The 12,182-nt window shown below is 39.0% G+C and carries 12 protein-coding genes; 3 read left to right on the forward strand and 9 right to left on the reverse strand.

The genetic code is table 11. From position 1 onward, the window contains the following. Positions 1–132: 132 nt before the first annotated feature. Positions 133–1,128, forward strand: a complete 996-nt coding sequence (locus IR083_RS07980) for a family 43 glycosylhydrolase (protein WP_194223899.1) — start codon at positions 133–135, stop codon at positions 1,126–1,128. 28 nt (positions 1,129–1,156) lie between these two features. Here IR083_RS07980 and IR083_RS07985 read toward each other — a convergent pair whose 3' ends face one another. The 3 genes from IR083_RS07985 to IR083_RS07995 are packed head-to-tail and all read right to left on the reverse strand — an operon-like array spanning position 1,157 to position 3,890. Beyond that, positions 1,157–2,098 (reverse strand): alpha/beta hydrolase family protein, encoded by a 942-nt coding sequence (locus IR083_RS07985; RefSeq protein WP_194223900.1) that lies wholly within the window; start codon positions 2,096–2,098, stop codon positions 1,157–1,159. An 8-nt stretch (positions 2,099–2,106) separates the two neighbouring features. After that, positions 2,107–3,111, reverse strand: a complete 1,005-nt coding sequence (gene holA, locus IR083_RS07990; RefSeq protein ID WP_194223901.1) for a DNA polymerase III subunit delta — start codon at positions 3,109–3,111, stop codon at positions 2,107–2,109. A gap of 5 nt (positions 3,112–3,116) precedes the next feature. Further along, positions 3,117–3,890 (reverse strand): AMP nucleosidase, encoded by a 774-nt coding sequence (locus IR083_RS07995; RefSeq protein WP_006798701.1) that lies wholly within the window; start codon positions 3,888–3,890, stop codon positions 3,117–3,119. 237 nt (positions 3,891–4,127) lie between these two features. On the opposite strand from IR083_RS07995, the gene IR083_RS08000 reads away from it, so the two are divergent. After that, a complete protein-coding gene (locus IR083_RS08000; protein WP_194223902.1) occupies positions 4,128–4,577 on the forward strand; it encodes a type I restriction enzyme HsdR N-terminal domain-containing protein in 450 nt (149 codons plus the stop codon). 564 nt (positions 4,578–5,141) lie between these two features. Here IR083_RS08000 and secG read toward each other — a convergent pair. The 4 genes from secG to IR083_RS08020 all read right to left on the reverse strand — a co-directional run bounded on the left by secG (position 5,142) and on the right by IR083_RS08020 (position 8,191). Beyond that, positions 5,142–5,510: a preprotein translocase subunit SecG gene (secG, locus tag IR083_RS08005; RefSeq protein WP_006798703.1), complete on the reverse strand. Its 369-nt coding sequence runs from the start codon at positions 5,508–5,510 to the stop codon at positions 5,142–5,144. Further along, entirely contained in the window at positions 5,507–6,286 is a 780-nt protein-coding gene (locus IR083_RS08010; RefSeq protein ID WP_194223903.1) for a hypothetical protein, read from the reverse strand. The genes secG and IR083_RS08010 overlap by 4 nt, the downstream gene beginning before the upstream one ends. A gap of 130 nt (positions 6,287–6,416) precedes the next feature. Next, positions 6,417–6,920, reverse strand: coding sequence for an LPS assembly lipoprotein LptE (gene lptE / locus IR083_RS08015; RefSeq protein WP_194223904.1), 504 nt, complete (start codon positions 6,918–6,920; stop codon positions 6,417–6,419). Then, positions 6,917–8,191: a sigma-54 interaction domain-containing protein gene (locus IR083_RS08020; protein ID WP_194223905.1), complete on the reverse strand. Its 1,275-nt coding sequence runs from the start codon at positions 8,189–8,191 to the stop codon at positions 6,917–6,919. The genes lptE and IR083_RS08020 overlap by 4 nt, the downstream gene beginning before the upstream one ends. Positions 8,192–8,591: 400 nt before the next feature. On the opposite strand from IR083_RS08020, the gene IR083_RS08025 reads away from it, so the two are divergent. Beyond that, positions 8,592–10,421: an SLC13 family permease gene (locus IR083_RS08025; protein ID WP_194224033.1), complete on the forward strand. Its 1,830-nt coding sequence runs from the start codon at positions 8,592–8,594 to the stop codon at positions 10,419–10,421. A gap of 15 nt (positions 10,422–10,436) precedes the next feature. Here IR083_RS08025 and IR083_RS08030 read toward each other — a convergent pair whose 3' ends face one another. Further along, positions 10,437–10,913 (reverse strand): GAF domain-containing protein, encoded by a 477-nt coding sequence (locus IR083_RS08030; RefSeq protein WP_194223906.1) that lies wholly within the window; start codon positions 10,911–10,913, stop codon positions 10,437–10,439. 20 nt (positions 10,914–10,933) lie between these two features. Continuing rightward, positions 10,934–12,145: an alginate lyase family protein gene (locus tag IR083_RS08035; protein WP_006798709.1), complete on the reverse strand. Its 1,212-nt coding sequence runs from the start codon at positions 12,143–12,145 to the stop codon at positions 10,934–10,936. Between the last annotated feature and the right edge of the window lie 37 nt (positions 12,146–12,182).

The following is a 12,182-nucleotide window of genomic DNA, read 5'->3' on the forward strand; positions in this document are numbered from 1 at the left end:
ATTTCTAGTCAATCTTAATCCCCCATATTCATTTGTACACTAATGGCTTCTATACTTCAAAATATATGCATTATATTTGAAGCGTCCTGAACATTTATCCGTTCCTATTTGAAGAATTCCAATTTGTATATTATGAAGAAAACTGAACCATTATTACTTTGCATTATCCTTTTTCTAATACAATCTATCTGTATTAATACATCAGCTCAGAACCCTAATACATATCACAATCCGGTAATTAATACCAGCCTTCCCGATCCTACTATCATCAAGACCAAAGATGGCAGCTTTTACTTATATGCAACCGAAAATACCCGCAATATACCTATCTACAAGTCAGATAATCTCACTGACTGGACATTCACCGGTACTGCTTTTACAAATAATACCCGCCCTAATTTCGAACCGAAAGGCGGATTATGGGCGCCCGATATAAACTACATCAATGGAAAATATGTCCTATACTATTCCATGTCGGTATGGGGCGGCGAATGGACATGCGGCATCGGTGTTGCCGTATCCGATAAACCGGAAGGGCCGTTCCTCGATAAAGGAAAGCTTTTCCAAAGCAAGGATATAGACGTCCAGAACTCCATCGACCAGTTCTATATAGAAGACAAAGGCAAGAAATACCTTTTCTGGGGCAGCTTCAGAGGTATTTATGCCATTGAACTGGGTAAGGATGGCCTAAGCCTGAAACTGGACGCCGCCAAAAAGCGGATAGCGGGAACTGCTTTCGAAGGAACATATATTTACAAGAAAGGAAAGTACTATTATATGTTTGCGTCCATTGGCAGTTGTTGCGAAGGAATAAAGAGCACCTACCAACTTGTTGTAGGACGATCCAAATCTCTATTTGGCCCATATGTGGATAAATCGGGAAAAGACATGATGAACAACGGATATTCAGTTGTCATTGGCTCCAATTCCCGGTTCGTAGGCAATGGCCATTGTTCCGAGATAGTACAGGACAAGAAAGGAAACGACTGGATCTTCTATCATGGAGTAGATGTGGAAAATCCTAAAGGCCGTGTATTATTGCTGGACCAGGTAAAATGGGATAAAGACGAATGGCCATATATAGAAGGTGGTAGCCCCTCACTATCTGCCGACAAGCCTGCATTTTAAAGAGGCGTTTCCTTAGAAGAGGAATCTGTTACTTAAAATTGGTCTTTATATAGTCTGTCATCTCAAAGTCTTTCTTCATTTCCGGTTTACCGATCTGCTGTACTTCCGTATGAATCATAAGTGGCTGCCTGCCAGCCACATATTTTTCAAGAAAGCTGTCTATCTCTTGTAAGTTGGAAGTCATTGGACTCTCTGATATTTCATGCGCCGCATTTTTCACATCAAAGAAATAATAAGGCGAAGCTATCTTATTAAGTTGCCCTGCAATATATTTCGATCCGTAAAAGCCGTAGTTATAGAGTTCTATCTTATCATAAGGCACATTACTGTCGGCATCGCCATGGAACAGCTGCATCGGAGCAGGGGGTGTCTGCCACTGCAACTCCCCGTCTATACTGAATATTGCGCCGGCAAAAGAGATAAGCCCGGCATAATTAAAGCCTGCCGGAAGTTTCTCCGTTACTTTTGCCCGGGTACAGATAGCATATTCGCCGTGTAAAACAGATACGGCACCTGCACTGGAACCATTGGCGACAATCATATCCTTATCAATATTCCAATCTCCGGCATTATCCACTACAAAAGCCGTGGCATCGAAGAGGTCTTCCACTGCCATAGATATACTTTTATTAAGAGCGGCTACGATACGCATCGGGTCTTGGGTATTCAGGTTCTTCATACCCAGCCTGTAATCAATAGAGACTACGGTAAAGCCCTTATTCGCCAAATGGTTGAAATACCCAATGTAATTCTTATTATCACGAACCCCGCCGACAAAACCTCCTCCAAACATAAAAACGATGCATGGCTTTACTTTTCCTGACCCGGGCAAATCATATTTATCGAGACGAAGGGTATCTGTCCCTTTTACGGAATAAGTATATGTCTCCTTCCTTAGCGGGTCATTTGCTCTAATAGTAATACTTAGTAATAATAAAGCCGACAAAATGGATATAAGGCTCTTTCTCATAAGGCAGACTAATGTGTTATTTTATACAGTAACTCTTTTAGCAACTCCCCGTCGGGTGTGGATACATTATCCACCCCTTTGCACTTGGCGTCGTATATTCTCAGCAGGCTAAGTATCTCCATACATTTAAAAGCATTGTAGTTGCGTATCGCCGCAACATAATCTTTTGCCTGATATGGATTCCTGAATCCCAGTTCGGCAGCGATACCCTGCTCTGTTTTATTCTTTGCCCAGTAGCATATCATCAGGTTGCTGAAGAAGTTGAAAAGAACTACCAATGTCACAATCAAAGGATTGTTCTTGGGATTCTTTTCAAAATAATCCGCTATCTGGTTCACTTTGAATGTATTCTTTTCTATAACAGCCTTTAGCAACTCGAAGTTGTTAAAATCCTTGCTTATACCAATATTCTCTTCTATCAGATTAGGAGTAATCTGTACCTGGCCTTTCGGCATGGCAATCAGCAACTTAGCTACCTCATTAGTTAGTTTGCTCAGGTCGTTTCCCAGATAATCGGATAGCATCTGCGCCGATTTGGCATCTATAGTTAGCCCTTTTTGTTGCATGTAAGAAGAGATAAAGGCGGGTATTTTATATTCCGGTATCTTCTTCGACTCGAACACTATACCGTTCTTATCTATTTCCGCATACAGCTTCTTACGTTTATCCAGCGTCCCGTTCTTGTAGTTGAGTACAAGGACGGTTGTATGAAGCGGATTCTTTGCATAAACCTCCAGTTCCTCTATTTTACTCAGATTTTGAGCTTCTTTTATAACAATCAACTGATAATCGGACATCATCGGGAAACTACGCGCCATAGTAATAACAGAAGCCACATCTGTCTCCATTCCATAGCGGATAGTTTGGTTAAAGTCCTTTTCTTCCTCGGGCAGGACAGTGCTTACCAGCATATCTGTTATCTCGTCGATGTAATACGGCTCATCACCCATTAATAAGTAAACAGGCTTAAATTTACGGGCTTTTATATCGGCTATAATTTGCTCAAAAGTCATAGTCCTTATTCAAATTTCAGGTGTTTAACGGTTTGCCCGTTGTTTATCAGTGTTGTAAGAGACTCTATGCCTATAAGCACATGCTCATCCACAAAACTTTTAGTGACCAGGCTGTCACTCTTTTCAGTTTTCACACCGTCCGAAATCATTGGCTGGTCAGATACCAACAGCAATGCTCCGGTCGGGATCTGGTTAGCAAACCCGCAGGTAAACAATGTCGCTGTTTCCATATCCACAGCCATTGTACGAATCCGCCTCAGGTAGTCTTTGAATACATCGTCATATTCCCACACCCGGCGATTGGTGGTATATACTGTCCCCGTCCAGTAATCTCGGTTGTGATTACGGATAGTTGACGACACCGACCTCAACAGGCTGAAAGCCGGCAAAGACGGTACTTCGGGCGGAAAATAATCGTTCGATGTTCCTTCTCCCCGGATAGCCGCGATAGGCAATATATAATCTCCCAGATTGTTATGCTTCTTTATCCCTCCGCATTTACCTAAAAACAATACGGCTTCGGGTTCAACCGCGCTCAGTAAGTCCATTATAGTAGCTGCATTGGCACTTCCCATACCAAAATTAATAATGGTAATGCCATTAGCCGATGCATTCGGCATATTACCATCGAGACCCACAATAGGCACATTGAAATGACTGGCAAACACCTCTACATACTTTGCAAAATTAGTAAGTAATATATGTTTGGTAAACTGTTCTAACGGCCTTTTTGTATACCTTGGAAGCCAATTGTCTACAATTTCTTGTTTTGTTTTCATATTAACTTTACTTTTGTTTTAAGAATCTGTTTTAATTTTTCAAGAATATGATTTTGAAAGATAAAATGAGCTATTTCGAAGTCAAAATTTTTGAGTTTAGCGGGCTAAACGATAAAATTCTGACAAGATAAGAGCCATTTTAGATTCAAAATATTTCATTGACCAAAATTTAAACAGTTTCGAAGATAAAACAAGTATCTTTTATTTTTTGTTGTACAGGATTAACAAAGGTAACAAATGTTGGATTTAAATCTGCCCCCTTTCGATATAAATGTAAAAAAAACGGACGGAAGACTTAGCGTTTTCGACAGGCTACGTCGTAAGTTTGTGACACTTACACCCGAAGAATGGGTACGCCAGCACTTCATTAATTACCTGATCACAGAGAAAGGATATCCGCAGGCTTTAATAGCTAACGAGATACAAATCAACCTGAACAACCAGAAACGCAGGTGTGATTCCATCGTCTACGATAAAACGATTTCCCCTTTGGTCATAGTCGAATATAAGTCGCCGGATGTGGAAATCACTCAGGCTGTTTTCGACCAGATAGTAAGATATAACATCGTACTGAAAGTAAAATACCTGATTGTATCCAACGGACTTAGCCATTACTGTTGCCGGATGGATTACAGCACGCAAACATTCGATTATCTTGCCGATATACCAACATATACAGAATTATAGCCTTCCGTAAAATTACATATTTTAACCATATATAGTTAAAAAGTAACAAAGGTAACAGATATATCAGTTAACAGTCATCAGTTAGTAGCTAACAACTTGTATCTTGTTTACTCGTATCTTGTCTACTTGTAACTTTTTCAAAAGGTAACACATGTAACAGTTTTTTTAGCCTTTGTACACTTTGTGATTTCCTTCGTGCACTTGGTGGTTAAAACTCTTTACCACAAGAGACACAAAGAGTTACACAAAGGGTACTATATAAAAGGTAACAAAGGTAACACTTGTTTCAGTAAACAGTAAACAGTCATCAGTCAACAACTTGTATCTCGTATCTTGTTTACTTGTACCTTTCTTCAAAAGGTAACAAAAGTAACACTTTTCTACATATTACTTTTTACTCTCATAGTAAGTCCCCCTTGGTGCATTTAGGAGGCCAATCCAATCTTTCAAAGAACTCCTAAAACCGTATAGATAAATATCCGGCAAATACATGCACTTATATCACCAAAAAAGGCTTCTCGTGCGAGAAGCCTTCAAATATCTTAATTATATTCTAGTCTGAGATTATTCAGCAGGAGGTGTCGCTGGCTGCTCTGTAGCAGGTGCAGGCGCAGTGTTGCTTGGTATGGCAGGCAGTGTTGTCGACATATCAGGAGCACCTGTATTAACAGGAGCAGGGGCGCCTACTTCCGGTTGAAGAGTAGTTGTCGCTTTCGGCCTGATCATAACACAAACTATACTCATCACCATGATGAAACCGGCTAGTCCCCAAGTTGCTTTTTCAAGGAAATCGGTAGTTTTACGAACACCCATAATGGCGTTTGATGATGAGAAACCTGATGAAAGGCCACCACCTTTAGAATTTTGAACAAGAACTATCAGTACTAAGGCAATCGCTGCAATTACAATTAATACAGTAATAAGTGTAATCATTTTGTATCTTTAAATTTCGAATTTATAATCAGTTTTTCCAAAAAACTCAATTGGTCTGCAAAGTAAATATTTTTTTTCGGATAATTCAAACTTAAGTGTTTAATAATTTTGTATGCTTTCTCATACTTCTTCTGTTTTATGTAGATTTTAGCCAATGTCTCGGTAAAAAATACATCTTCGTCCAGTTCATCATCTTTTTCATCCGTTTTTTCCGTATCATCCGACAAAGGCTCGTCGTCTCCGCTTATTTGTATGCGGATACCGCCTTCCATCTCCGAACGGGTAATGAATGTATCTATGATATTCTGATGCTTGAGGCTTGACGGTTCTTTATCAGCAGGGATATCTTCACTCTCCGCTACAGAAGTCACCTGCATATAAGTAAAGTAATCTGTAGTAGCGAGACTTGAATGTGATATACTATACTCCAGATCTGCATCCGCATCATTATTTCCTTTCAATTCGAAAAAAGCATTCAGTAACAGACTGGTTTTATCTTCACTCACCTCATTTTTTCCCGTCTGACGGAAAAACGAGTCATACTCATCACTCAAAATATAGTAAAATAAAGCCTTACGGTCGTTTACAAAAATACTTAACTTACCCAGTTCTTCCTGAAAACTTTCAGACTCAAATAAATATACAGACTTCAGATAAGTAAATATACCCGTCTGTGAATATGGATATTCTTCAACAAAAGCCCTTAAGGGCTGTATATCCTCTTGCGAAGGATTTACGCCTTTTTCGGTTAATTTATAGAATTGTTGAATATCCACTTTTTCAATTAAAAATGATGAATTAAGAATGATGAATTAAGAATGATGAATTATTCAGAAATATAGGATATAAAATCTCAATTGATTTGAAATTCTTAATTCATCATTCTTAATTATTAATTACTTTTTTCTACCAATTAGACATTGTCGCATTAAAAATTTGATCTACAATATCTTTCGTCAACTCGTCAATCAATCCATCCTGTACATCGGTAAGCATCAGGCTACTGGAGAAGTCACGGTAAGCAGTAATCGTTTCCTCTTTGTCTTCCTGCGGATTCTTATTATTTCTGAAACGCATCTTCACTCCTAATGTCAAACGTGTTTCGGCGGAGAAGTTATCTTCCTTTACCGACAAAGGTGTCAATTCATATGTAACAATCTCCCCTTCAATCTCGAGCGACGGATTAATCGAGGTGAATTGCAGTTTCGTATTACGGGTAAATACATCCTTCATTCGCTCGTTGAATACCTGAGTCAGCGGAGGATATACATAAGGTGCCTGATTCTGGAAATCGCGTATATCGATTGTTGGTGTTTCGGCGTAGTTGATAGATGCCCCATTAAATTTATAAGACACCGTACAGCCGGCAAACAACACGACAAAGAAAAGTGACAGTAATACCTTTTTCATAAATTTTCCAGATTATATTCTTTTATTTTTCTATATAATGTACGCTCCGATATTTTTAGATCCTGAGCTGCATTCTTGCGTTTCCCATTATGCCGCTCCAGTGCTTTTATAATCATATCCCTTTCTACATCTTGTAACGAAAGCGTTTCCTCCTCATACTCCGGAGCCTCGATCACATCGGCATCGGCAATTGTAGATGCAGGTATTATGGTATGTCCGTCATCTTTGATAGGCAAAGATGAGGTCCTGTCTGCCTGATTTACAACCATTGGCGTAAGAGGCTTTTCACTACTGTTTACCACAGGAGAAGAGAGGATATCTCCGGGCTTCATATTTCCGGCCACGATATCATGAACGATCTTTTTCAGCTCGTTCATATCCTTCTTCATATCGAACAATACCTGATATAATATTTCCCGCTCGTTATTGAAATTTTTCTGTTCACTCGCATTTATTGTACCTACAGGGATAAGCCCTACCTCATTGGCCGGAAGATATAATTTCAGTATATCAGGAGTTATATCCCTCGTTTGCTCAATTATCGAAATCTGTTCTGTAATATTCTTTAACTGGCGGATATTGCCGGGCCAGTAATATTCTTTTAGCATTTGTCTTGCAGAATCGGTTAGCACGATCGGAGGCATACTATACTTTTCGGCACAATCGCTTGCAAATTTCCTGAATAACAAGGGGATATCATCCTTCCGGTCCCTAAGTGCCGGAATACGGATAGGTACTGTGTTAAGACGATAGTACAAATCTTCACGGAAACGCCCGTTACGGGTAGCAGTCACCATATCCAGATTGGTAGCGGCAACAACACGTACATCGGTTTTCTCCACTTTAGATGAACCCACTTTTATAAACTCTCCTGTTTCCAGTACGCGTAATAAGCGAGCCTGAGTAGACAGAGGCAACTCCCCTACCTCATCGAGAAATAAAGTACCTCCGTTAGCTACCTCAAAATATCCTTTCCGCTCACCTGTTGCTCCGGTAAAAGACCCTTTCTCGTGTCCGAAAAGTTCGGAATCGATCGTTCCTTCGGGAATAGAACCGCAATTGACTGCGATATATGTCCCGTGTTTACGATGGCTGAACTGATGAATAATCTGTGGAAAATTCTCTTTCCCTACTCCGCTCTCCCCGGTCACCAATACCGACATATCGGTAGGAGCCACCTGAAGGGCAATATCTATAGCCCGGTTCAGATCGGGACTATTCCCGATGATACCGAAGCGTTGCTTTACTTGTTGGATGTCCGGTTTTGCCATTATAATTACAAGTTTATAGGTTATATATCATAAGTATTCAACACATTAGGCTACAAATATGGCTAATAGTTGCCTACCGTCAACTGTTAAACAGTAGATAAAACCTGACAAAATTACATATTAATTCCCATTTTGTCAGTCTTTTTTAGTGAAGATTTGCAAAGAATAAAAATTTGAAGCCTACTCATAAGTTATATTCTAAATTGGTTTGCTGAAAAATAATACCTGATTAATGAACGTGAAAAAAGATAAACAATTCTTATCTTTTTAACGTTCTTACTTAAAAGTATTCGCTTTGAGCTAAAGGATTATTTATCTTTGCGTACATTCGAGAAACAAACTGCTTAATATATCATATAATATATATTTAAATATGGAATTATCCTCCTTACTATCCCCTATCAATATTACATTGGCAATTCTTATTACGGCATCCATTTTCTTCATGCGGGGAAAGGTCCGTTCCGACCTCGTGGCTGTATGTGCCCTACTGGCATTGGTCCTTTTCGGAATACTGGATACATCAGAAGCATTGGCCGGATTTTCGAATCCTGTCGTCATAATGATGATCGGGCTCTTCATCGTAGGCGCCGGAATCTTCCGTACCGGACTAGCCAAGGTTATCAGTAGTAAGATATTGCAAACGGCGGGAAGCAACGAAAATAAACTATTCATACTCGTAATGCTTGTAACAGCCTCGATAGGTGCTTTTGTGAGCAATACAGGTACTGTAGCTGTAATGATGCCGATTATTGTCAGTATGGCTACAAGCGCCAATATCAGTCCACGCAGATACCTGATGCCATTAGCCTTCGCCAGCAGTATGGGGATGTTTACACTAATCAGTACCCCTCCCAATCTGGTCATTAATAATGCCTTGGTAGATGCAGGATATAAAGCTTTATCATTCTTCTCTTTTGCTCCTATCGGATTTGTCGCTCTGGGAGTCGGAGTTATTATTTTATTCTTTCTAAGTAAATTATTAATATCTAAAAGTGACGCGTCTGCAACAAAAAAGAAACAGGGAAAATCATTGGTCGAACTGGCTATGGAGTATGAATTGCAAAACCAATCATACAGGATAGAAGTAAAAAATGACACACCATTATCGGACAAAACTCTTGCCGAACTAAAAATAGCGACACATTACAATGTAAGTATCAGTAAGATAGTACGAAAAGTCGGCAATTCCAGATTCAGGAAGAATGTCATTGAAGAAGTTGCTGGTCCAAAGTCAACGATACAGAAAGGTGATATATTATATTGTCATGGAAGTCTTGAAGATATAGAGAGATTCGTTTCCGAAAATCATCTGCATCTGGAGAAAACAAACGGAGATTATCCTTTTGCTGATTTTCAGGAATCAGGTATTGCCGAGATATTTATCATGCCTAATTCCAAACTTATAAACCGGACAATCTCAGAGATTCAGTTCAGAGAGGAATATAATGTAAATGTACTTGGTATTCAGCGGCAGAATGAATATCGCATGCATGATATTAAAGATGCAAAATTGCATTCGGGAGATGCACTCTTGATACAGGGTACATGGAAAGACCTCGCAAACCTCGATGACAGGCAGGACGACCTCGTGCTGGTGGGACAACCCTTAAAGGAAGCTGCAAAGGTAACACTAGATCAGAAAGCCCCTATAGCTGCGGCTATCATGATATTAATGGTAATAGCCATGGTGTTTGAGATTGTTCCATCTGTGATAGCAATTCTACTGGCGGCAGTGGCAATGGTTGTCACAGGCTGTTTAAGAAACATGGAAGAAGCCTACGGCAGTATCAATTGGGAAAGTGTAGTACTCATCGGGGCTATGCTGCCTATGGCTACAGCATTCCAGAACACGGGAGTAGATACGCTAATTTCCGGTGGGCTGGTTGGTAAGTTAGGAGACTTTGGCCCTTATGCCCTGTTAGCAGGAATATACTTCTGTACATCATTGCTCACCATGTTTATTAGCAATACAGCAACAGCCGTGCTATTCACTCCTATAGCCCTCAAAGCTGCGGTAAGCATGAGCGTCAGTCCATATCCGTTCCTGTTTGCTGTTGCAGTAGCTGCGAGTATGTGTTTCGCGTCTCCATTCTCAACACCTCCAAATGCATTGGTAATGAGTGCCGGGCGTTATACATTCATAGATTATATAAAGGTGGGATTGCCTCTACAATTAATTATGGGAATAGTAATGATATTAGTACTACCGCTATTGTTCCCTTTCTGATAAAGTAACCGGATTTTAGGATTCCAACAGTTTAACTATTTGTTGAAGATAATAGGCATCTGTTTCATCAAAGTGATTCAGATGCTCGCTGTCTATATCAAGTACAGCAATAACTTCATCGTGATGGAACAGGGGTACTACTATTTCGGATTGAGAAGCGGCATCGCAGGCAATATGCCCGGGGAACTGATTTACATCTTCTACTATAACTGTTCTCTTTTCCTTCCATGCTGTTCCGCAAACTCCTTTTCCATACTTGATACGGGTACAGGCTATTGTTCCCTGGAATGGCCCGAGGACGAGTTCATCCTTTTTTACAATATAGAAGCCAACCCAGAAGAAGCCGAATGTCATCTTCAATGCTGATGATATATTGGCAAAATTGGCAATAGTATCACTCTCTCCTTCCAGTAATGCTTTTAGTTGGGGAAGGAGGGATCTGTAGGTTTCTTCTTTGGAAGAGGTAGGGGTGAGGTGGAGGGTGTGGGACATAGGAATATTATACTAATAAATTAATAGTTGTTTTCTCCCATCAACCATGTTATTCTGGACACGGACGAAGTTCTCTTCTGAAGTTTCATTATCATATCTTTGTAAACGGAATCATCATAGACGTTCGCTAAATCACGCGCCACTGATAAAGCTGTTGTTGTTGCAATCTTTTGCGGCTTACTTCCAAAAGCCCATTCTTTTGAACCTGAAATATAAGGAATAAGATAATCAAATGCGAGTTTGAGATTTTTACCATCTTCTGTTTTATAACTCCATAAATCATTATTTGTGTATGAAGATATGGTAGCCATGGTAATAAATCCTTGTAAACAATATATAGAATATCTTAAAGATTGATTTCTTTTTAATTCCATAGGAAAACGTCCATTTCTATCTATTTGCTTTTTTATTTGCTCTTTTGCTAAAGTGATCATTTGCTCCAACTCTTCAGTATTTCCTATATATAAAGAATATGTTGCAAGTTGAGTAATATACCATATAGCTTGATTATTTGATGCTTTTCTAATAGACTTTCCTTGATTACTATTTAAAAGCCATGTAGATAATTCAGCAAACCAACTCTTTAATGCTCGATCATCTGAATCAGCCCAATATTTAGAGATTTCTAATAATTTTACATAGTCTATCAACTTTATGAAAACAACACCAAATATTATACCAGTTGCCATTCCTTCTTTACTATCTTCTGATAAGCATGCAGCATATTTAAAATTAGGATTCATTCTACTTTCAGGATCAATAAACCAAATTTTCAAAATATTAGAGGCTTTTTTAGCATATTCTTCATTCTGAGAATAAAACCAAGCTAATGATAATGTCTCTATTTGCTCAACCATCAAATTCAACCTATCCATATCATAAGCATCAGATTCGGCTTTAGGATTCACTTGCCCATCTTTCAAAACAGACAACAACTCTCCATTAGAATTTGACTCTGTCCAAGCATATTTACTTAAGGAATAGAAATCATTTTTATCACCAGATGGCGGTATATTTCCATCTATGACCTTACATGGAATGACATCTAATAAAGCATCCGCATCTTTTAAAAGTTGCTGATATGCTTTTTGTGACTGGGAATTTCCTTTTCTAATCTTCTCCCTAATACTGGTCAACTCTTGATAATTCATACTTACAAGTTGATATTCTTGGGCATTAGATTCATTAATTACAATGAATATAATAAATAATAAAATTACAACTCTTATCATATAATTTGTTTAAAAGGTTTTATTTAATAAGATTTTC

The sequence above is a fragment of the Dysgonomonas sp. GY75 genome, assembly GCF_015234155.1.
In the GTDB taxonomy this organism is placed as follows: Bacteria; Bacteroidota; Bacteroidia; order Bacteroidales; family Dysgonomonadaceae; genus Dysgonomonas; species Dysgonomonas gadei.

Excerpts from the sequence above, each read along its gene's own strand:
- lptE (WP_194223904.1), bottom strand. The coding sequence starts at position 6,920 with ATGAAAAAGGTATTACTGTCACTTTTCTTTGTCGTGTTGTTTGCCGGC.
- holA (WP_194223901.1), bottom strand. The coding sequence starts at position 3,111 with ATGACTTTTGAGCAAATTATAGCCGATATAAAAGCCCGTAAATTTAAG.
- IR083_RS08020 (WP_194223905.1), bottom strand. The coding sequence starts at position 8,191 with ATGGCAAAACCGGACATCCAACAAGTAAAGCAACGCTTCGGTATCATC.
- IR083_RS08030 (WP_194223906.1), bottom strand. The coding sequence starts at position 10,913 with ATGTCCCACACCCTCCACCTCACCCCTACCTCTTCCAAAGAAGAAACC.
- IR083_RS07985 (WP_194223900.1), bottom strand. The coding sequence starts at position 2,098 with ATGAGAAAGAGCCTTATATCCATTTTGTCGGCTTTATTATTACTAAGT.
- IR083_RS08000 (WP_194223902.1), top strand. The coding sequence starts at position 4,128 with ATGTTGGATTTAAATCTGCCCCCTTTCGATATAAATGTAAAAAAAACG.
- IR083_RS08035 (WP_006798709.1), bottom strand. The coding sequence starts at position 12,145 with ATGATAAGAGTTGTAATTTTATTATTTATTATATTCATTGTAATTAAT.
- IR083_RS07980 (WP_194223899.1), top strand. The coding sequence starts at position 133 with ATGAAGAAAACTGAACCATTATTACTTTGCATTATCCTTTTTCTAATA.
- IR083_RS07995 (WP_006798701.1), bottom strand. The coding sequence starts at position 3,890 with ATGAAAACAAAACAAGAAATTGTAGACAATTGGCTTCCAAGGTATACA.
- secG (WP_006798703.1), bottom strand. The coding sequence starts at position 5,510 with ATGATTACACTTATTACTGTATTAATTGTAATTGCAGCGATTGCCTTA.